This window comes from Rhodococcoides trifolii (genome assembly GCF_014635345.1).
Lineage (GTDB): Bacteria > Actinomycetota > Actinomycetes > Mycobacteriales > Mycobacteriaceae > Rhodococcoides > Rhodococcoides trifolii.
Window position 1 is genome coordinate 1,153,055 of record NZ_BMCU01000002.1, and the last position, 20,517, is coordinate 1,173,571.

The window sequence follows — 20,517 nt, forward strand, 5'->3', positions numbered from 1 at the left end:
TGTTCACGGGTGCATCGTCCACGGGTGCTGTGTTCACGGGTGCTGGGGGAACCGACGGGTCCGGTGCGGACTCGCCTCGGGGCGATTCTGGCTCACTCACCCGCCCAGCCTACGACCCTCGCCCGACCGACGAAGCCCAGTGTCCGACGGGACCACTACGCTGGTGGGTATGCCTGCAGACTTCCACTCAGCCCTGCTCGATGCGCTGGCACAGCGCGTTGTCATCGGCGACGGCGCCATGGGCACCATGCTGCAGGACGCAGACCTAACTCTGGACGATTTCCTGGGCCTCGAGGGATGCAACGAAATCCTCAACGACACCCGGCCGGACGTGCTCCGGCACATCCACCGCGCGTACTTCGAGGCCGGCGCGGACGCGGTGGAAACCAACACGTTCGGCTGCAACCTGCCCAACCTCGCCGACTACGACATCTCGGACCGAATCCGGGAGTTGTCCGAGAAGGGCACGCGGCTCGCCCGCGAAGTGGCCGACGAAATGGGCCCCGGCCGCGACGGGATGGCCCGCTTCGTACTCGGTTCCATGGGTCCGGGCACGAAGTTGCCCACGCTGGGCCACGCCAGTTTCCGCTCGCTGAGCGATGCCTACACCGAGTCCGCACTGGGCATGATCGACGGCGGCGCAGATGCCATCCTGATCGAGACCTGCCAGGACCTTCTTCAGGTCAAGGCAGCCGTTCTCGGCAGCCAGGCCGCCATGGAGAAGCTCGGGCGACGCCTGCCGATCATCACCCACGTCACCGTCGAGACCACCGGAACCATGCTCCTCGGCAGCGAGATCGGCGCTGCGTTGACTGCCATCGAGCCCTTGGGCGTCGATCTCATCGGCCTCAACTGCGCCACCGGGCCCGCCGAGATGAGCGAGCACCTGCGCCACCTGTCCAAGCACGCCACCATTCCGGTTTCCGTCATGCCCAACGCCGGCCTGCCGCAGCTCGGCCCCAAGGGTGCGGAATACCCGCTGCAGCCCGAGGAATTGGCGGAGGCGCTGAGCGGATTCGTGAGCGAGTTCGGATTGTCCCTGGTGGGTGGCTGCTGCGGCACCACACCCGAGCACATTCGCCAGGTCGCCGACGCCGTGCACGACGCACGCAAGGCCGAACGCTCGCCCGTCCCCGAGCGTGGTGTCTCGTCGCTCTACGCCGCGGTGCCGTTCGATCAGGACAACAGCATTCTGATGGTCGGTGAGCGCACCAACTCCAACGGCTCCAAGGCTTTTCGCGATGCCATGCTGGCCGAGGATTACCAGAAGTGCCTCGACATCGCGAAGGACCAGACCCGCGACGGCGCACACATGCTCGACCTGAACGTCGACTACGTCGGCCGCGACGGAGCAGCTGATATGTCCGCGCTCGCGAGTCGCCTGGCCACGTCGTCCACGCTGCCGATCATGCTCGACTCCACGGAACCGGCCGTTCTCGAGGCCGGGCTCGAGCACCTCGGCGGACGCAGCGCTGTCAACTCGGTCAACTACGAGGACGGTGACGGTCCGGACTCGCGCTTCCAGAAGATCATGCGTCTGGTGAAGAAGCACGGCGCCGCGGTGGTCGCGCTGACCATCGACGAGGAGGGCCAGGCGCGCACCGCGGACTGGAAGGTGCGCATCGCCGAGCGGCTCATCACCGACATCACCGAGAACTGGGGCCTTCCCGAGTCCGACATCATTCTCGACACCCTCACCTTTCCCATCTCGACGGGACAGGAAGAGGTGCGCAAGGACGGCATCGAGACCATCGAAGCCATTCGGCGACTGCATATTTCGCATCCGGACGTACATTTCACACTCGGTATCTCCAACATCTCGTTCGGCCTGAACCCGGCCGCACGCCAGGTCCTGAACTCGGTGTTTCTGCACGAGTGCACCGAAGCCGGACTCGACACGGCGATCGTGCACGCGTCGAAGATCCTGCCGATGAACAAGATTCCCGACGAACAGCGCGAAACAGCACTCGACCTGGTGTACGACCGTCGCCGCGAGGGCTACGACCCACTGCAGAAGCTGATGGCGCTGTACGAGGGCGTGTCCGCAGCGTCGGCACGAGAGTCGCGTGCGCAGGAATTGGCCGGCCTGCCGTTGTTCGACCGTCTCGAACGTCGCATCGTCGACGGCGAACGCGCGGGCCTGGGTGACGATCTCGACGAGGCCATGACGGAGAAGCCGCCACTCGAGATCATCAACCAGACGCTGTTGTCGGGCATGAAGACCGTCGGCGAGCTGTTCGGCTCCGGCCAGATGCAGCTGCCGTTCGTGCTCCAGTCGGCCGAGGTCATGAAAGCCGCTGTGGCGCACCTGGAACCGCACATGGAAGCCAGCGACGAGGACGGCAAGGGTCGAATCGTGCTCGCCACCGTCAAGGGCGACGTGCACGACATCGGGAAGAATCTCGTCGACATCATCCTCAGCAACAACGGGTACGAGGTCGTCAATCTCGGTATCAAGCAACCTATTTCGTCGATTCTCGAAGCTGCGATCGACAAGCGCGCCGACGTCATCGGCATGTCCGGGTTGCTCGTGAAGTCCACGGTCGTGATGAAGGAAAATCTCCTCGAGCTCAACGCGAAGGGTGTGGCCGAGCAGTTCCCGGTCATGCTCGGCGGCGCCGCGCTGACACGCTCCTATGTGGAGAACGACCTCCAATCGGTCTACGAGGGCGAGGTCAGCTACGCCCGAGACGCGTTCGAGGGCCTGCGGCTGATGGACACCATCATGACCACCAAGCGCGGGTCCGGCCCTGCCCCCGACAGCCCGGAGGCACTCGCCGCCAAGCAGAAGACGGCCGAGCGCAAGGAGCGCCACGAACGCTCGCAGCGCATCGCCGCGAAACGCAAAGCCGAGGAAGTCAAGGTCGAGATTCCGGAGCGCTCCGACGTCGCCGCGGACCTCGATGTACCCACACCGCCGTTCTGGGGCAGCCGCATCGTCAAGGGCGTCTCTCTCGCGGAGTACTCCACCCTGCTCGACGAACGTGCGCTGTTCCTGGGGCAGTGGGGACTGCGTGGAGCCCGCGCGGGCGAAGGTGCAAGCTACGAAGACCTCGTCGAGACCGAGGGCAAGCCTCGGCTGCGGTACTGGATCGACCGCCTGAGCACCGACGGAATTCTCGCGCACGCCGCCTTGGTCTACGGATACTTCCCCTGCGTCTCCGAGGGCGACGATGTCATCGTGCTCGAGTCACCCGAACCGGATGCGCCCGAACGCCTGCGGTTCACCTTCCCGCGCCAGGATCGCAGCAGGTTCCTCTGCATCGCCGACTTCGTGCGCTCACGCGAACGCGCTCGCGAGACGGGACAGGTGGACGTGCTGCCGATGAACCTCGTGACCATGGGTCAACCCATCGCGGATTTCGCGAACGAACTGTTCGCCGCCGACTCGTACCGCGACTACCTCGAAGTTCACGGTATCGGTGTGCAGCTCACCGAGGCGCTCGCCGAGTACTGGCACCGCCGAGTACGTGAAGAGTTGTTGCTGCCGGGCGGACACAAGATCGCCGAGGAGGACCCGAACGAAGTGGACGGGTTCTTCAAACTCGAATACCGCGGCGCCCGTTACTCGTTCGGCTATGGATCGTGCCCCGACCTCGAGGACCGCGCCAAGTTGGTCGCGCTGCTCGAGCCGGAACGCATCGGCGTGAAGCTGTCCGAGGAACTGCAGCTGCACCCGGAGCAGTCCACCGATGCCTTCGTCCTCCACCACCCCGAGGCCAAGTACTTCAATGTTTAGCGGGAAGGCCGGAGGCCGGCCGGATGTCACTGTGACTGCAGTTCTGTTCGACATGGACGGCACGCTTCTCGATTCGGAAAAGCTCTGGGACATCGCGGTGTTCGAGCTCTCCTCGGCCCTGGGGAAGGACCTGACCCCGGAGGTTCGGGAGAGCACGCTCGGAAACTCGATGATGGGGGCGCTACGCAAGGTGTACGCCCATGTCGGGGTCGACGCCACCGACGAGGCTCTCGCCGGGAGCGCCGGTTGGCTGAACGCTCGCGTCGCCGAACTCTTCGGCGAGGGCTTGCCCTGGCGTCCCGGCGCCAAGGAGGCGCTGACGATGGTGCGCGAGGCCGGTCTCAAGTGCGCGTTGGTCACCAACACCGAGCGGGCACTGACCGAGATGGCACTCGACACCATCGGCCGCGACTTCTTCGACGCCACCGTGTGCGGAGACGAGGTCGACGCCACCAAACCTGCTCCGGACCCCTACCTGCGCGCGGCGTCTCTGCTCGGCGTCGACCCATCACGCTGTGTGGCGGTGGAGGACTCGCCGACCGGGACCGAATCCGCCTCGTCGGCGGGATGCGCGGTCGTGGTGGTCCCGTCCGAAATCGAGGTTCCGGCGGGCGCACGACGCACCTTCCGGACGACCCTCGACGGACTGACCTTGGCCGACCTGCAGGCGGCGCTGGTCTGAGACCGTGGAACAATCACCACCCGTGAAGAACTTCGAGAGCCTGTTCGCCGAACTGAAGGACCGCGCCGCAACCAGACCCGAAGGCTCGGGAACGGTGGCCGCGCTGGACGCCGGCGTCCACTCTCAGGGCAAGAAGATTCTCGAAGAAGCCGGTGAAGTGTGGATCGCCGCCGAGCACGAGACCGAGGAGGCGCTCGCCGAGGAAATTTCGCAGCTCTTGTACTGGGTGCAGGTCTTGATGGTCGGAAAGGGGTTGTCACTCGACGATGTCTACCGACATCTGTGACACCCGCCGTCGCCCACATCTTCCCCAGACCGTAAGGATTCACCCATGCTTCGCGTAGCCGTACCCAACAAAGGCTCGTTGTCCGAATCCGCCGCCGAAATTCTCAGCGAGGCCGGATACCGCCGCCGCACCGATTCCCGCGACCTCACCGTTCTGGACCCGTCGAACAACGTCGAGTTCTTCTTCCTCCGCCCCAAGGACATCGCCATCTACGTCGGATCGGGTGAACTCGATCTCGGCATCACCGGTCGTGACCTGACCCTCGACTCGGGTGCGCCGGTGTCCGAACGTCTCCCACTCGGCTTCGGGCGGTCCAGCTTCCGCTACGCTGCTCCCGCCGGAAAAGAGTGGGCGCCCGAAGATCTCGCCGGTCTCCGCATCGCGACGTCGTACCCCAACCTGGTCAAAGCAGACCTGAAGAAGCGCGGACTCGACGCGACCGTCATTCGTCTGGACGGCGCCGTGGAGATATCGATTCAGCTCGGAGTGGCCGACGCCATCGCCGACGTCGTCGGCTCGGGCCGCACGCTGCGCCAACACAATCTGGTTGCCTTCGGCGAATCACTCTGCGACTCCGAAGGAGTGCTCATCGAGCAGATCGGGGCGCCGTCCGACGACCGTGCACGCAACCAGCTGATCGCCCGCATCCAAGGTGTCGTGTTCGCTCAGCAGTACTTGATGCTGGACTACGACTGCCCGAAGACCATTCTGAACGAGGCTGTGCTGATCACGCCCGGGCTGGAATCGCCGACGCTGTCGCCGCTGGCCGACGAGGCATGGGTGGCTATCCGAGCCATGGTTCCGCGCAAGGGACACAACGCCGTGATGGACGAGCTTGCCGATCTCGGCGCCAAAGCGATTCTGGCGTCGGACATTCGGTCCTGCCGCGCGTTCTAGCCCTGTCGGACGTCAGCGTCGCCGAACCTCGACTATCTGAGCGGATCTGCCGACGGGTCCCACCTCGTCGTGCAGCACCGCGGCACACATCCCGACCCCGTCCGGACCGATCGATGTCTCGGACAACACGCCGGTCCAGTCGCCCACGGGTTCGCGGTAGATGTGTACCGACAGATCGGTGTTCAGGAAAGTCCACGTTCCGACGTCGATGCGTGCGCCGACACCGTTGGCAATGTCCGCCACGGACATCAGCCGGGTGAGCGGCGAATAATGCTCCCCGTCGATCAAAGACACGATCGGCTTGGCCCATACCCGGCCCGGTCCGCGCGTCGGGTCGGGCGCCTCTGAGCCGCGCATCTCGAGCGAGTCGAGATAACCACCGTGCCAGTCGGACGCGAAACCCCACCCGGCCTCGCAGTCGGAGGGGCCCGGCCGTAACGAGAGGTCGGCGTCATGAGCTGCGGTCGTCGTGTCCGACAAGGCAATTCGCCAACCCGTTGCGCGCGCCACGACCCGGTCGCTGCCGTCGGGTCGGCGCGCAGTCAGCTCGGCTCCGAGCATCTCGACCCTGGAGCCGGGGCGTTCCACCCACGCCCGCGACTCGATCTCGGCGACGGGAACCGGACCCAGAATTTCCACGGTGATGCGGCTCAGCCGTGCCCCCGCGCGCGGCTGACACAGCTCGAGGGCGCGGGTGAGCAACGCGGACGGCGGCGCGCCGTGCTGCATCGTGTCGGCCCACACGCTGACGGTGTGCGAGGTGGCACGAAACCGTTCGTAGCCCTCTCGAACCGACTGCACCGGGACGAAATACGCGCCAGTCAACTCCGGCCGGCCTCCGGCCTTCCCGCTCGTCATTCGGCCGGTTCCTCGAAGACCGCATCCTCGGCGGGCTCCTGCGGCCACCCGGGGTACGGCGGCGGCGTCCCGCCGAACTCGGGACACAGGTTCTTGTGCTCGCACCAGGAACACAGCCGGGACGTCTTGGGCCGGAAATCACCCGTGCGACCCGCTTCGAGAATGGCTTTCCAGATCGCGGACAAGGTGCGTTCGAAGCGCAGCAACTCGTCGCGGTCGGGGGAGTAGGTGAGGATCTGTCCGTCCGCCAGGTAGAGCAACCGGAGCTGAGTCGGCACCACGTCGCGGGTCCGCAACAGAACCAGCGCATAGAACTTCATCTGGAACAGCGCCTTGGACTCGCTCATCTCGCGGGGCGCGCGCCCGGTCTTGTAGTCGACCACCCGAAGCTGCCCGGTGGGGGCGACGTCGATGCGGTCGACGAATCCGCGCAGCACCACACCGTTGTCCAGCTCGGTCTCGATGTGTTGCTCGCACGACTCCGGCTCGAAGCGGGTCGGATCCTCCAACTCGTAGTAACCGGTGACCAGCGCCCGCGCTTCACCCAGAAATTTTTCGGCGTCGCTTTCGGGTACCACCGCTGCTGCGAACTCGTTGTCCGCGAGCATGGTTCGCCAGGCTTCGTCGATCAAGGCCACAGCGCGATCACTGACTCGCTGCGGCGCGGGGAGCGAATACAGAGCCTCCAGCGCCGCGTGAACGAGAGTGCCCTTGAGCTGAGCGCGCGTGGACGGGGCGTCGATGCGATCCACCGCACGCAAGCGGTAGAGCAGAGGGCATTGCTTGAAATCGCCCGCACGCGACGGCGACAACGCCGGACGGCGGCGAACCGGTGTATCGAGATCGACCAGTGCAGTACTCACGGTGCGCACACTATGCCCGCGGTCCGACAACACCCTGTCACTCCCATAGTGTTACCGGCGCGTCGTGACCCGACCGCAGTCGTACGAACAGAAGAGGATGCCCGTGCAGCCGACCTACGGCGCTCGACCCACCGGACCGTTCCGCGCCGGTGACCGTGTGCAACTCACGGACGCCAAGGGCCGCCACTACACCGTCAACCTGGAGGAGAACAAGGAGTTCCACACGCATCGCGGTGGAATCCGGCACGACGACCTCATCGGTGTCGACGAGGGGAGTGTGGTCAAGTCGACCAACGGCACGCCGTACCTCGCCCTGCGTCCACTTCTCGTCGACTACGTGCTCTCGATGCCGCGCGGCGCGCAGGTGATCTACCCCAAGGATGCGGCTCAGATCGTGCACGAGGGTGACGTCTTCCCGGGTGCGCGCGTTCTGGAAGCCGGCGCCGGTTCCGGTGCACTCACCTGCTCGCTTCTGCGGGCAGTCGGTCCTACCGGCAAGGTCATTTCCTACGAAGTGCGCGACGACCACGCGGAGCACGCGGTACGCAACGTCGAACAGTTCTTCGGAGGGCGGCCCGACAACTGGGACCTCGTTCTCGGCGACGTGGCCGACTTCGACGTGGCGACACACGAAGGCCTGGTCGATCGCGCGGTGCTCGACATGCTCGCGCCGTGGGACGCGCTCCCCGCCGTCTCCCGCGCCGTGGTTCCCGGCGGCGTGCTCATCGTCTACGTAGCCACGGTCACGCAGCTGTCCAAGGTCGTCGAGGCGCTGCGCGAGCAGGAGTGCTGGACCGAGCCCCGCTCGTGGGAGTCGATAGTGCGCGGGTGGCACGTCGTCGGACTTGCTGTTCGTCCGGAGCATCGGATGCAGGGCCACACCGCGTTTCTCGTCAGCGCGCGCCGCCTGGCCGAAGGAACGGTCACTCCCAAGCCGCAACGCCGTGCGGGGAAGACTCCGACCGCGCCGGCTTGAGCCGCTCCGGCCTCAGCCGGTCCAAACGGCCAGTCGTACCGAATGCTCTCTACCGGTCACCGGAAAACACGTGGTTACCGGGAAATGAGCGCGTTACGAACGCATGTCGGCGCCGACACCACGGACGGTCGTCACGCACCGATCGGTTTCGACCGGTAGCGTTGAACGAATCGCACCGGTGTTGTTGGCGCAGCACTTGTTGTCGTTGTCACTGGGAGGAGTCGCTATGAGCCCTACAGACAAATCGGATGCTGCCGCGAGAGCAGAGTTGGACGCCTTGCGCGCCGAGGCTGCCGTTCTTCGCCGCCAATTGTCCGACTCACCCGACAGTGTTCGTGATCTCGAGTCGCGTGTGGACTCGCTGTCCATCCGTAACACCAAGCTCATGGAGACGCTGAAGGAAGCACGTCAGCAGCTGATCGCTCTGCGTGAAGAGGTCGATCGTCTAGGGGCACCACCGAGCGGCTACGGCGTGCTCGTCAAGGTCTACGACGACTCGACTGTGGATGTATTCACCTCCGGTCGCAAGATGCGCCTGACGTGTTCACCGAACATCGAGACGTCATCCCTGCGCCCCGGTCAGACACTGCGCTTGAACGAGGCATTGACGATCGTCGAGGCCATGGAATACGAGCGGGTCGGCGAACTCAGCGCACTGCGCGAGATTCTCGACGACGGTCGTCGCGCCTTGGTCGTCGGTCACGCCGACGAGGAGCGCGTGGTGTGGCTAGCCCAGCCACTGCAGGAGATGGCCGACGACGAGCGTCTCGACGACGACCTCGACGGACCGTCACGACGCCTGCGCCCGGGCGACACACTGCTGGTGGACACCAAGGCCGGGTATGCCTTCGAACGCATACCCAAGGCCGAGGTCGAGGACTTGGTGCTCGAAGAGGTCCCGGACGTCGGCTACGAGGACATCGGCGGCCTGGGCCGTCAGATCGAGCAGATTCGTGACGCCGTCGAGCTGCCGTTCCTGCACAAGGAGCTGTTCCGCGAGTACTCGCTGCGTCCGCCGAAGGGTGTGCTGCTCTACGGGCCTCCCGGATGCGGCAAGACGCTCATCGCCAAGGCCGTCGCCAATTCGCTGGCGAAGAAGATCGCCGAGGCCAAGGGAGACGACCCCAAGGAAGCCAAGTCGTTCTTCCTGAACATCAAGGGTCCCGAGCTGCTCAACAAGTTCGTCGGTGAGACCGAGCGTCACATCCGACTGATCTTCCAGCGCGCTCGTGAGAAGGCGTCCGAGGGCACACCGGTGATCGTGTTCTTCGACGAGATGGACTCGATCTTCCGTACCCGTGGGTCGGGCGTCTCGTCCGACGTCGAGACGACGGTGGTTCCCCAGCTTCTCGCCGAGATCGACGGTGTCGAAGGCCTGGAGAACGTCATCGTGATCGGCGCGTCCAACCGCGAGGACATGATCGACCCCGCAATTCTGCGCCCCGGCCGCCTCGATGTGAAGATCAAGATCGAACGCCCGGACGCCGAGTCGGCACTGGACATCTTCTCGAAATACCTCGACGAAGCGCTGCCGATCAACGCCGACGATCTCGCCGAGTTCTCGGGTGATCGCGGAGCATGCATCAAGGCGATGATCGAACGCGTCGTGGATCGGATGTACGCCGAGACCGACGAGAATCGTTTCCTCGAAGTCACCTACGCCAACGGTGACAAGGAGGTCCTGTACTTCAAGGACTTCAACTCGGGCGCGATGATCCAGAACATCGTCGACCGCGCGAAGAAGTACGCGATCAAGTCGGTGCTCGAGTCGGGAACGCGCGGTCTGCGGGTCGGACACCTCTTCGATTCCATCGTCGACGAGTTCGCCGAGAACGAGGACCTGCCCAACACCACGAACCCGGACGACTGGGCTCGCATCTCGGGCAAGAAGGGCGAGCGGATCGTCTACATCCGCACTTTGGTCACCGGCAAGAATGCCAGCGCCAGCCGAGCGATCGACACCGAGGCCAACACCGGTCAGTACCTCTAGGCCCGCCCCAATAGCTGTACAGCCGTCAACTGCTCGTCACCCGAAGACTGTGGCGAGCAGTTCTCGTGTGTCGGGGACGAACGGCCAATCGGGGTCGGCGAGGAGTGCCGCCAGTTCGGCGTCCGTACACCACCAACCCTCGGCTACCTCGCTGGCCTGGTGACGCACCGGCCCGTCGTAGCGCGCCTCGAACGCGAACAGATGGCACCGCAGAATCCGGTCGCCCGATCGTCCGCTCCATGCCGCGCGCGCGAGCGGCGTGAGTTCGCACCCGCTCACGCCCAACTCCTCCGCCAGCTCGCGGCGGGCGGTCTCGATCGGTGACTCACCCGGGTCCATCACCCCGCCGGCAATGCAGTCGTGCATTCCGCCGAACACCGCCTTCGTCGTCGTACGGCGGTGGACGTAAATCCGTTCCCCGTCGACGGACCGAAGGAGGACCCCGGAACTGCCGTGCCACAGACCCTCTCGGTACACACGAGAGCGTGGCGCCGAGCCGACGGCCACTCCGGCCTCGTCGAACACTGCAACGGTCTCGTCCATCCCTGCATCGTGTCAGAGGGGGTCGGGGCCACCGCCTACCGCGGTCGATCGCCTAGGCTCGACCGATGAAGCGGATCATCGGCATCGAGGTCGAATACGGAATCTCGTCTCCGACAGAACCCTCGGCCAACCCCATCCTGACGTCCACCCAGGCCGTGCTGGCCTATGCCGCAGCCGCTGGAGTGCCGCGCGCCAAACGCACCCGGTGGGATTACGAGGTGGAGTCGCCACTGCGAGACGCGCGCGGGTTCGACCTCGGGCGGTTCAGTGGTCCCGCGCCCGTGATCGATGCCGACGAGGTCGGTGCCGCGAACATGATTCTCACCAACGGCGCACGGCTGTACGTCGACCACGCGCACCCGGAGTACTCCGCACCCGAGGTGACGGACCCGATGGACGCCGTGATCTGGGACAAAGCAGGAGAACGCGTCATGGAATCCGCTGCGCGCCATGCGTCGAGCGTGCCGGGCGCCCCGCGGCTGCAGCTGTACAAGAACAACGTCGACGGCAAGGGTGCGTCGTACGGAACGCACGAGAACTACCTGATGTCCCGCGACACGCCGTTCTCCGCGGTCATCACGGGTTTGACCCCATTCTTTGCATCCCGCCAGGTGATCACCGGTTCAGGCCGCGTCGGGATCGGCCAGGCGGGTGACGACGCCGGATTCCAGCTCTCGCAGCGCTCGGACTACATCGAGGTCGAGGTCGGACTCGAGACGACGCTCAAGCGCGGCATCATCAACACTCGCGACGAACCGCACGCCGACGCCGACAAGTACCGCAGGCTCCACGTCATCATCGGCGACGCCAACCTGGCCGAGATGGCCACCTACCTCAAGGTCGGCACCACCGCTCTCGTCCTCGACATCATCGAGGGGGGAGTCGATCTCAGCGACTTGCAGCTCGCGAGGCCCGTGACCGCGGTGCACTTGATCAGTCACGATCCGACGCTGCGGCAAACGGTTGCACTGGCCGACGGACGTGAACTCACGGCGCTCGCCTTGCAGCGCATCTACCTCGACCGGGTGAAGAAGTTCGTCGACGCTCGTGGTGAGGAGGATCCGCGCGTCGACGACATCATCGAGAAGTGGGCGATGATTCTCGATCTGCTCGAGCGCGACCCGATGGATTGTGCTCACCTGCTCGACTGGCCGGCCAAACTCCGCCTCCTGGAAGGGTTTCGCAATCGGGAGAACCTCGGATGGTCTGCGCCGCGGCTGCATCTGGTGGATCTGCAGTACTCGGACGTCCGCCTCGACAAGGGTCTCTACAACCGCCTCGTCGCTCGTGGCTCGATGGAGAGGCTGGTGTCCGAGCAGCAGGTGCTGGACGCCATCGGCAACCCGCCGACCGAGACCCGTGCGTACTTCCGTGGTGAGTGCCTACGCCGGTTCGGTCAGGACATCGCCGCGGCCAGTTGGGATTCGGTCATCTTCGATCTCGGCGGAGACTCGCTGGTCCGGATCCCGACTCTCGAACCGTTGCGCGGCAGCAAAGCCCACGTGGGGGCGCTGCTGGACTCGGTCGATTCGGCGGCCGAATTGGTCGATCAACTCACCAACTGACGTGTTGCCACCCTGCGGGCTGTCCGGCTCGGTAGGCTGAGGATTCGCTCGCGTAACTCATCAGCGGGTCGACGTAGGACAAGGAGATCGGCGATGGCACAAGAGCAGACCACACGCTCCGGCGGTGGCGACGACGATGACGAAACCGGTGTCGACGGTGCAGCGGGCCAGGAACGACGAGAGAAGCTCGCCGAGGAGACCGACGATCTGCTCGACGAGATCGACGACGTCCTCGAGGAGAACGCCGAGGACTTCGTGCGTGCCTACGTCCAAAAGGGCGGCCAGTGACGGCGGAGAGCGAACTCGCGTTGCCCTTCGGCTCGAATCTGTCCTCGTTCACCGACCATCTGCGTAAGCATGCACCCGAACTTCTCCCGGAGAATCGCGTCATGAATCCCGCTGATGCAAAGACCAATTCGGACATCGCGCCGCATGGTACGACCATCGTGGCGTTGTCGTTCGACGGCGGAGTCATCCTCGCGGGCGATCGCCGAGCGACGATGGGCAATCTCATCGCCAGTCGCGACGTCGAGAAGGTCTACATCACCGACGAGTACTCGGCGGCCGGCATTGCCGGTACCGCGGGCATGGCCATCGAGCTCGTCCGGTTGTTCGCGGTGGAGCTCGAGCACTACGAGAAGATCGAGGGCGTCTCCCTGACCTTCAACGGCAAGGTGAACAAGCTGTCGTCGATGGTCCGCGCCAACCTCGGTGCTGCCATGCAGGGTCTCGCCGTGGTCCCGTTGCTGGTCGGATACGACCTCGATGCCGCCGACGCCCGCAAGGCCGGCCGGATCGTCTCGTACGACGTCGTGGGTGGCCATTACGAGGAAGCCTCGGGTTACCACGCCGTCGGATCTGGTTCTCTGTTCGCCAAGGCGGCGATGAAGAAGCTCTACTCGCCCGGCATGTCCGAGGACGACGGACTTCGTGTCGCCATCGAAGCGCTCTACGACGCGGCCGACGACGACTCAGCTACCGGCGGACCGGACATCACCCGCGGGATCTATCCGACCGCAGTGGTCATCGGCGCCGGTGGGGCGACGTTCGCGCCGCAATCGCGCACCGAAGCCGTCGCACGTGCCGTGTTGTCCGACCGCGCGAATCAGGGAGGTGAACTGCGATGACGATGCCGTACTACGCATCTGCCGAACAGATCATGCGCGATCGATCGGAGCTGGCGCGCAAGGGAATTGCGCGTGGCCGAAGTGTCATCGTGCTGACCTACGCCGACGGAGTTCTGTTCGTCGCCGAGAACAGGTCGTCGGCACTGCACAAGGTCAGCGAGCTCTACGACCGACTCGGATTCGCTGCCGTCGGCAAATACAACGAGTTCGAGAACCTGCGCCGTGCCGGCATCGTGCACGCCGACACCAAGGGCTACACCTACGACCGTGCCGACGTCACGGGACGGTCCCTCGCTAAGGCGTACGCGCAGACCCTCGGAACGATCTTCACCGAGCAGCTCAAGCCCTACGAAGTCGAGATCTGTGTGGCCGAGGTGGGCAACGTGGGTGACCCGTCGTGGTCGCAGCTCTACCGCATCACGTACGACGGCTCGATCGTCGACGAGACCGAGTTCGTGGTGATGGGCGGCGCCACCGAGCCGATCTCCACCGCGCTGAAGGAGCAGTACCGTTCCGGTCTGGATCTCGGTGCTGCTGTCGCGCTTGCCGTCAACGCCCTGCAGGACGGCACGTCACCGGCGCCGGCTCCGGTCGCCGCCAACGGGGGCAGCGCCGAACCGACACCCGAGAAGCGGATTCTCGAGGTGTCCGCCCTCGAAGTCGGAGTGCTCGAGCAGACCCGCCCGCGCCGCGCGTTCCGGCGGATCGCCGGCGCGGCACTTCAGGACTTGTTGCCGACGGGCTGATATAGCGTCAACAGTGAAGGCCGGGCGTCGAATTCGAACGCTCGGCCTTCGCCGTACACCTCGCCGTCCACTGCAACCGTCAACGTCTTCTGCAGATCCTGCACACGAATCGACGGCTCCCGTAGGTGCGTGTAGGTCGGTGACGATCCGAGAGTCCCGGTCAACGCAGCGAACAGCAGCCGGGTGCGTGAGAGCTTCATGTTCGCGCGCAGGTACCGAATGTCGAGCACCCCGCCGGACATCGACGGACGTGACATCGGAACTTGATCCGCCGGCGCGTACTTGCCGTTACCCACGAAGATCATCCAGATCGATTCGCGCCGCCCGTCGATACTGACGACCAGCGGCTTCGCGACCGCCAGAACCGCGACCATCGCTGCGGCTGCCGCAGGCCACTTGCCGATCTTCGGTTCCCACTCGTCGCGCAGCAGGACCGAGTCCGGGTAACCGCCCATGCTCGCGGTGTTGATGAAGTAGCGACCGGGCTCGTCGTCCACACTGACGTGCCCGATGTCGGCCATCGCCGACTCACCGGTCTCGATTCCGCGAGCGCAGGCCTCGACGTCGACCAGACCGGTATCGCGTGCGAAGTGGTTCAGCGTTCCGCCCGGAAACACCGCCAGCGGCAGGCCCGCCTCGATGGCCACGCCCACCGCGGTCGCAACGGTTCCGTCACCGCCGCAGACGCCGAGCGCCTGTGTGTCGGCACCGATGCGTTCGGTGAGCTGCTCGGCGAAGTCGCGGTCCGTGTCGGGTTCGAACAACTCGGCCTTGGGCAGGTGCTCCTCGAGCATCGCGACGATTCCGGCGGTGTTCTGATCTGAATCGCGCACGCCCGCACTGGGATTGACCAGGATTACCATGCCCTCGCCGCCCGGGAGTGCGGGTGCGTTTCCTCCCGATGCGAGTTCGGCGGGATCTTCCGACCGCACGGCCCACCATCGACGGGTCGACAGCGCCACGGCTGTGCCCAGTGCGGCGCCGGCAACCACGTCGGACGGCCAGTGCACGCCCACGTGCACCCGCGAATAGGCGACGGCGGCAGCGAGCGGGGCGATGGCCAGGCCGGCCGCCGGGGATTCGAGAGCCACACCGGCGGCGAACGCTGCTGCCGAGGCCGAGTGTCCGGACGGGAACGACGACGACAGCGGCGGATCGAGCAACCGGCGCAACACCGGTGCGGAATCCACCGGCGGCCGGTCACGCGGGAAGATGGGCTTGAGGAGACCGTTCGCGAGCGCGCTCGCGCCGACCACCGACAACAGCCCGCGCACCGCCGCCCGGCGGCGTGATCCGCCCGACGCGGCCAGAGCCAGCGAGACGACGATCCACAATCGACTGTGGTTCGCGGACTGGGACAACCGACGCAGCGCGGCATCCCCGAGGAGCGGTCGCGAGGACGACACGGCCCGCACCAGAGCAAGGTCTGCCGCGCGTGCACGACGGGTCACGGTTCTGAGCTTCACGTGGCCCAGCCTAGGTGGTGACAACCGACGCCCGATGCGTGTCGTCCCACCGTTGTACTGTCGAACTGTGCAGCGACGAATCATGGGTATCGAGACCGAGTTCGGTGTCACGTGCACCTTCCACGGTCATCGCCGGCTGAGCCCGGACGAGGTGGCCCGTTACCTGTTTCGGCGGGTGGTCTCGTGGGGACGCAGCTCCAACGTGTTCCTGCGCAACGGCGCCCGGCTGTATCTGGACGTGGGCTCGCACCCGGAGTACGCGACAGCGGAGTGCGACAGCCTCGTCCAGCTCGTCACACACGACCGCGCCGGTGAACGGGTCCTCGAGGACTTGCTGATCGATGCCGAGCAGCGTCTCGCCGAAGAAGGTATCGGCGGGGACATCTACCTGTTCAAGAACAACACCGACTCGGCGGGTAACTCCTACGGCTGCCACGAGAACTATCTCGTCGTGCGGGCCGGCGAGTTCTCGCGGATCTCCGATGTGCTGCTGCCCTTCCTGGTCACACGTCAGCTCATCTGTGGAGCCGGGAAGATTCTGCAGACGCCGAAAGCAGCCACGTTCTGCTTGTCGCAGCGCGCAGAGCACATCTGGGAAGGTGTGTCGTCCGCGACCACGCGGTCGCGCCCGATCATCAACACCCGCGACGAGCCGCACGCCGACGCCGAGAAGTACCGCCGTCTGCACGTCATCGTGGGTGACTCGAACATGGCCGAACCGACCACCATGCTCAAGGTCGGCACCGCCGCGCTCGTTCTGGAGATGATCGAAGCCGGAGTGTCGTTCCGGGACTTCGCGCTCGACAACCCGATCCGGGCGATCCGCGAGGTGAGCCACGACCTGACTGGCCGCCGACCGGTGCGGTTGGCAGGGGGACGCCAGGCCAGTGCGCTCGACATTCAGCGCGAGTACTACTCCCGCGCCGTCGAGCACCTGAAGACGCGCGAACCCAACGCGCAGATCGAGCAGGTCGTCGACCTCTGGGGACGCACGCTCGACGCCGTCGAAGCGCAGGACTTCGCGAAGGTCGACACCGAGATCGACTGGGTCATCAAGCGCAAGCTTTTCGACCGCTACCAGGACCGGTACGACATGGAGCTGTCCGATCCGAAGATCGCACAGTTGGACCTGGCGTACCACGACATCAAGCGGGGCCGCGGAGTCTTCGACGTGCTCCAGCGCAAGGGTCTCGCCAAGCGCATCACCGAGGACGAGCAGATCGACGAGGCCGTGAACACGCCGCCGCAGACGACACGCGCGAAGCTGCGCGGCGAGTTCATCACCGCGGCGCAGGAAGCCGGCCGCGACTTCACCGTCGACTGGGTCCACCTCAAGCTCAACGATCAGGCGCAGCGAACCGTCCTGTGCAAGGACCCGTTCCGGTCGGTGGACGAGCGCGTCGAACGGCTCATCGCGTCCATGTGAGCGCGGTACCACTAAGGTTTCGTGGGTGGCGATCTCCAAAGTCGAACGGCTCATGAACCTGGTGATCTGCCTTCTCTCGACACGTCAGTACCTCACGGCCGAACGCATTCGCGATTCCGTTGCGGGGTACTCCGAGTCCGCCAGCTACGACGCGTTCAGCCGGATGTTCGAGCGCGACAAGAACGAACTGCGTGATCTCGGTATTCCGTTGGAGACGTCGATGTCGTCTCAGTTCTCCTCGGTCGAGGGGTACCGGATCAACCGCGACGCGTACGAACTCCCCGAGATCGACCTCGAGCAAGACGAGGCAGCGGCAGTCGCCGTCGCGATTCAGCTGTGGGAATCACCCGAGCTGACGTCCGCTGCGCAGAGCGCACTGCTCAAGCTGCGTGCGGCCGGGGTACAGGTCGACTCCGACGAGTTGCCGGCGTCGATCACTGCCGTGCCCGCGCGAACCCGCGGATCCGAACCGGCGCTCGGCAAACTTCTCGCCGCCATCGACGACGGACGCGCCGTCACGTTTCCGCACCGCTCGTCGCCGACGTCGGACTGGATCACGCGCACGGTGCAGCCGTGGGGTGTGGTCACGCACGGCGGTCGCTGGTACCTCGTCGGACACGACGTGGACCGGGGCGACGTCAGGACGTTTCGGTTGTCCCGTATCGGCGACGACGTCACCCTGGTGGGAAAATCCGGAAGTGTGAAGAAGCCCGACGGCGTCGACCTGCAGGCCATCGTCGAGCGTGTCGCGAGCACCGGTGACGTAGCGGGGGAGGCGCGCGTCTGGGTCGCCGACGGCCGTGCCGCGGAACTACGCCGGCTCGGCAGCGACGACGGACCGCGCACCGTCGGTGAGCGAGGCGGAGTAGTCGTACGGATCCCCGTCCGGTCGTGGGAGTGGATCGCTCGGGTCATCACCGGGCACGGCGCCGATGCAGTCGTCCTCGATCCCGCCGAGTTGCGTGCCGACGTCAGGGCCAAGCTGACTGTCGCTGCGCAGCAACATGATTCGAGGTCGGCATGACAGCGCGGTTGTCGTCGCGGCTGGCGCGATTGCTGAACATGGTTCCCTACTTCATCGCCAACCCCGGTATCAGCGCTGCGGACGCCGCTGCCGAGCTCGGCGTCTCCGCCAAGCAGGTGATGGACGATCTGAATCAGCTGTGGATGTGCGGACTTCCCGGTTACGGACCCGGCGACCTCATCGATCTGTCGTTCTCGGAGGACAGCATCGAAGTCACCTTCTCGGCCGGCATCGACCGCCCTCTGCGGTTGACGTCGACGGAGGCGACCGCTTTGCTCGTGGCGCTCCGTTCGCTCGTCGAGATGCCGGGCATGGTGGACCCGTCCGCTGCTCAGCACGCGATCGCGAAGATCGAGCAGGCTGCGGGGGCGGCGGCGTCCAAGGCCGGAACGCACGTGGCCGCCGCGGAAAGTCCCACTGTCGCAACCGTGCGCGGTGCGGTGACCAGACGACACGCACTCGACATCACCTACTACTCCGCCTCGCGCGACGTCGTGTCGGAGCGGACTGTCGATCCCATCCGGATCGTGCTGGTCGACGACCACAGCTACCTGCAGGCCTGGTGCCGCAGCGCCGAAGGTGTCCGCCTTTTCCGCCTCGATCGGATCGACGCGGCCACCGAACGCGACGAACCCTCCGCGCCGCCACACGAAGTCGACGACTCGGACGCGCTCGATCTCTTCCGGGACGATCCGGCCCTACCCCTTGCGAGCCTGGCGGTGGCACCGGACCACGTGTGGATTCTCGACTACTACCCGATGACCCAGACCGCGGTGCGCGAGGACGGATTCGTCGAGGTCACGATGCGGTTCGCCACCGAGGACTGGATGGCACGACTCGTCCTCGGATTCGGCGCGGGAGTGCGAGTGCTCGGACCGTCGACACTGGTCGACCTGGTCGGTGTGCGAGCGGCAGAAGCCTTGTCCCTCTACGACGAATTCGATACGAGTTCGACGTGAACATCGCGCAAACTGTCGACTCGAGCGGTAAAGGCGATCCCGTCGGGGGGACCCATCTCCGGTAGCATTGGTGTCATCTGATCTGGGAGGTCTTGTTATGGGTGCGTTGAGCGCATGGCACTGGGCGATCGTTCTGATCGTCATCGTTGTTCTTTTCGGTTCGAAGAAGTTGCCGGAAGCCGCCCGCGGTCTCGGCCGTTCGCTCCGCATCTTCAAGAGCGAAGTCAAGGAAATGCAGAACGACGGCAAGGACACCTCGGCGCCGACCGAGCAGGCGTCGACCGTCACTCCGCCCGCGCAGCTTCCCCCCGTCGAGGCGCCGTACACCACCGGCAACGCGCACAATCCCGAGTCCAAGTCGGCCTGATCCACCCACGCGTACGTCACGGTGCGAATTCCCCTGGATCCGCGGCAACGCAAGCGGCGAGTCAACCCCGACGGGACCATGTCCCTGGTCGAGCATCTCTACGAGTTGCGTACTCGCCTGCTGTGGGCGTTGCTCGCCATTCTCGTCACGACCGTCGTCGGGTTCTTCTGGTACTCGCACACCCTGTTCGGTATCGAAAGTCTCGGTGATCTGCTGCGCGGGCCGTACTGCTCGCTTCCGCCGGAGTCCCGCGCGTACCTGACCGAGGACGGATCCTGCCGGCTGTTGGCCACCGCTCCCTTCGAGCAGTTCATGCTCCGGTTCAAGGTCGGTATCACCGCCGGCGTCGTGATGGCGTGCCCGATCTGGCTCTACCAGATCTGGGCGTTTGTGACTCCCGGCCTCTACGCCAAGGAACGTCGTTACGGAATCGCGTTCGTGAGCGCCGCGGCCGTCCTGTTCGTCATGGGCGCGGTTCTCGCGTACGTCGTGGTGTCGAAGGCCTTGCACTTCCTGCTCACCATCGGCGACAACGTGCAGGTCACCGCCCTGAGCGGTGCCGAGTACTTCGGGTTCGTCATCAACCTGCTCGTCATCTTCGGTGTCAGTTTCGAGATCCCCCTTCTGATCGTCGCGCTCAACGCCGTCGGCGTGCTCAGCTACGCCAAGCTCAAGGCGTGGCGGCGCGGACTGATCATGGCGCTGTTCGTCTTCGCTGCCGTGGCAACACCCGGCCAGGACCCTTTCTCGATGCTCGCGCTGGCGCTTGCACTGACCGTGCTGTTCGAGTTCGCCGTGCAGATCGCCCGCATCACCGACAAGCGTCGAGCACGACGAGCCGGCGAAGAATGGGGTGCACTCTCCGACGACGAGGCGTCTCCGTTGGACGCCCGTGCCACGCCACTCGGTTCGGCGTCGCCGGTCGAGGCCCCGGCGCCGGTGCGACACAGCGCCGACGCGGACTACTCCGACACCCTCTAGTCGGGACAACCTCTAACCTGGA

General features: G+C 65.4%; 19 protein-coding genes. 15 read left to right on the top strand and 4 right to left on the bottom strand.

The features are described 5' to 3' along the window. The first annotated feature begins 169 nt into the window (after positions 1-169). Genes metH through hisG form a run of 4 tightly spaced genes read left to right on the top strand, consistent with a single transcriptional unit; the run spans position 170 to position 5,604 of the window. Positions 170-3,739, top strand: coding sequence for a methionine synthase (gene metH, locus IEW02_RS12655; protein ID WP_188545091.1), 3,570 nt, complete (start codon positions 170-172; stop codon positions 3,737-3,739). Further along, on the top strand, positions 3,732-4,421 hold the full coding sequence (locus IEW02_RS12660) for an HAD family hydrolase (RefSeq protein ID WP_188545092.1): 690 nt from the start codon (positions 3,732-3,734) through the stop codon (positions 4,419-4,421). The genes metH and IEW02_RS12660 overlap by 8 nt, the downstream gene beginning before the upstream one ends. Positions 4,422-4,425: 4 nt before the next feature. Next, entirely contained in the window at positions 4,426-4,707 is a 282-nt protein-coding gene (locus IEW02_RS12665; protein WP_188545093.1) for a phosphoribosyl-ATP diphosphatase, read from the top strand. Positions 4,708-4,752: 45 nt separating this feature from the next. Further along, the gene (gene hisG / locus IEW02_RS12670) at positions 4,753-5,604 is read left to right on the top strand and encodes an ATP phosphoribosyltransferase (protein ID WP_188545094.1); all 852 of its coding nucleotides are present in this window, start codon (positions 4,753-4,755) and stop codon (positions 5,602-5,604) included. 12 nt (positions 5,605-5,616) lie between these two features. Here hisG and IEW02_RS12675 read toward each other — a convergent pair whose 3' ends face one another. Both IEW02_RS12675 and IEW02_RS12680 read right to left on the bottom strand, forming a co-directional pair. Next, the gene (locus IEW02_RS12675) at positions 5,617-6,462 is read right to left on the bottom strand and encodes a thioesterase family protein (protein WP_188545095.1); all 846 of its coding nucleotides are present in this window, start codon (positions 6,460-6,462) and stop codon (positions 5,617-5,619) included. Next, positions 6,459-7,325 carry a RecB family exonuclease gene (locus IEW02_RS12680; protein ID WP_229745971.1) on the bottom strand — a complete coding sequence of 289 codons (867 nt, stop codon included), beginning with the start codon at positions 7,323-7,325 and terminating at the stop codon, positions 6,459-6,461. The genes IEW02_RS12675 and IEW02_RS12680 overlap by 4 nt, the downstream gene beginning before the upstream one ends. Positions 7,326-7,422: 97 nt before the next feature. On the opposite strand from IEW02_RS12680, the gene IEW02_RS12685 reads away from it, so the two are divergent. Both IEW02_RS12685 and arc read left to right on the top strand, forming a co-directional pair. Then, on the top strand, positions 7,423-8,301 hold the full coding sequence (locus tag IEW02_RS12685) for a tRNA (adenine-N1)-methyltransferase (protein ID WP_188545339.1): 879 nt from the start codon (positions 7,423-7,425) through the stop codon (positions 8,299-8,301). 226 nt (positions 8,302-8,527) lie between these two features. Then, positions 8,528-10,291 carry a proteasome ATPase gene (arc, locus tag IEW02_RS12690; protein ID WP_188545097.1) on the top strand — a complete coding sequence of 588 codons (1,764 nt, stop codon included), beginning with the start codon at positions 8,528-8,530 and terminating at the stop codon, positions 10,289-10,291. 36 nt (positions 10,292-10,327) lie between these two features. Here arc and IEW02_RS12695 read toward each other — a convergent pair whose 3' ends face one another. Further along, the gene (locus IEW02_RS12695) at positions 10,328-10,834 is read right to left on the bottom strand and encodes an NUDIX domain-containing protein (RefSeq protein ID WP_188545098.1); all 507 of its coding nucleotides are present in this window, start codon (positions 10,832-10,834) and stop codon (positions 10,328-10,330) included. 65 nt (positions 10,835-10,899) lie between these two features. On the opposite strand from IEW02_RS12695, the gene dop reads away from it, so the two are divergent. The 4 genes from dop (at position 10,900) to prcA (ending at position 14,272) form a co-directional block, all read left to right on the top strand. Beyond that, positions 10,900-12,399 (top strand): depupylase/deamidase Dop, encoded by a 1,500-nt coding sequence (gene dop / locus IEW02_RS12700; RefSeq protein ID WP_188545099.1) that lies wholly within the window; start codon positions 10,900-10,902, stop codon positions 12,397-12,399. 93 nt (positions 12,400-12,492) lie between these two features. Continuing rightward, positions 12,493-12,687, top strand: a complete 195-nt coding sequence (locus IEW02_RS12705) for a ubiquitin-like protein Pup (RefSeq protein ID WP_188545100.1) — start codon at positions 12,493-12,495, stop codon at positions 12,685-12,687. After that, complete coding sequence (gene prcB, locus IEW02_RS12710) at positions 12,684-13,526, top strand: proteasome subunit beta (protein ID WP_229745972.1); 843 nt, start codon at positions 12,684-12,686, stop codon at positions 13,524-13,526. The genes IEW02_RS12705 and prcB overlap by 4 nt, the downstream gene beginning before the upstream one ends. Then, positions 13,523-14,272, top strand: a complete 750-nt coding sequence (gene prcA, locus IEW02_RS12715; RefSeq protein ID WP_188545101.1) for a proteasome subunit alpha — start codon at positions 13,523-13,525, stop codon at positions 14,270-14,272. The genes prcB and prcA overlap by 4 nt, the downstream gene beginning before the upstream one ends. On the opposite strand, the gene IEW02_RS12720 is transcribed toward prcA, so the two are convergent. After that, positions 14,248-15,738 (bottom strand): bifunctional phosphatase PAP2/diacylglycerol kinase family protein, encoded by a 1,491-nt coding sequence (locus IEW02_RS12720; protein ID WP_229745973.1) that lies wholly within the window; start codon positions 15,736-15,738, stop codon positions 14,248-14,250. The genes prcA and IEW02_RS12720 overlap by 25 nt on opposite strands. Positions 15,739-15,805: 67 nt before the next feature. On the opposite strand from IEW02_RS12720, the gene pafA reads away from it, so the two are divergent. The 5 genes from pafA (at position 15,806) to tatC (ending at position 20,495) form a co-directional block, all read left to right on the top strand. After that, positions 15,806-17,164 carry a Pup--protein ligase gene (gene pafA / locus IEW02_RS12725; protein ID WP_188545102.1) on the top strand — a complete coding sequence of 453 codons (1,359 nt, stop codon included), beginning with the start codon at positions 15,806-15,808 and terminating at the stop codon, positions 17,162-17,164. Positions 17,165-17,189: 25 nt separating this feature from the next. Continuing rightward, positions 17,190-18,188 carry a helix-turn-helix transcriptional regulator gene (locus tag IEW02_RS12730; protein ID WP_188545103.1) on the top strand — a complete coding sequence of 333 codons (999 nt, stop codon included), beginning with the start codon at positions 17,190-17,192 and terminating at the stop codon, positions 18,186-18,188. Further along, entirely contained in the window at positions 18,185-19,147 is a 963-nt protein-coding gene (locus tag IEW02_RS12735; protein ID WP_188545104.1) for a helix-turn-helix transcriptional regulator, read from the top strand. The genes IEW02_RS12730 and IEW02_RS12735 overlap by 4 nt, the downstream gene beginning before the upstream one ends. A gap of 97 nt (positions 19,148-19,244) precedes the next feature. Continuing rightward, positions 19,245-19,514: a Sec-independent protein translocase subunit TatA gene (gene tatA, locus IEW02_RS12740; RefSeq protein ID WP_188545105.1), complete on the top strand. Its 270-nt coding sequence runs from the start codon at positions 19,245-19,247 to the stop codon at positions 19,512-19,514. Between the two features lie 21 nt (positions 19,515-19,535). Continuing rightward, positions 19,536-20,495: a twin-arginine translocase subunit TatC gene (tatC, locus tag IEW02_RS12745; protein WP_188545106.1), complete on the top strand. Its 960-nt coding sequence runs from the start codon at positions 19,536-19,538 to the stop codon at positions 20,493-20,495. The last annotated feature ends 22 nt before the right edge of the window (positions 20,496-20,517 follow it).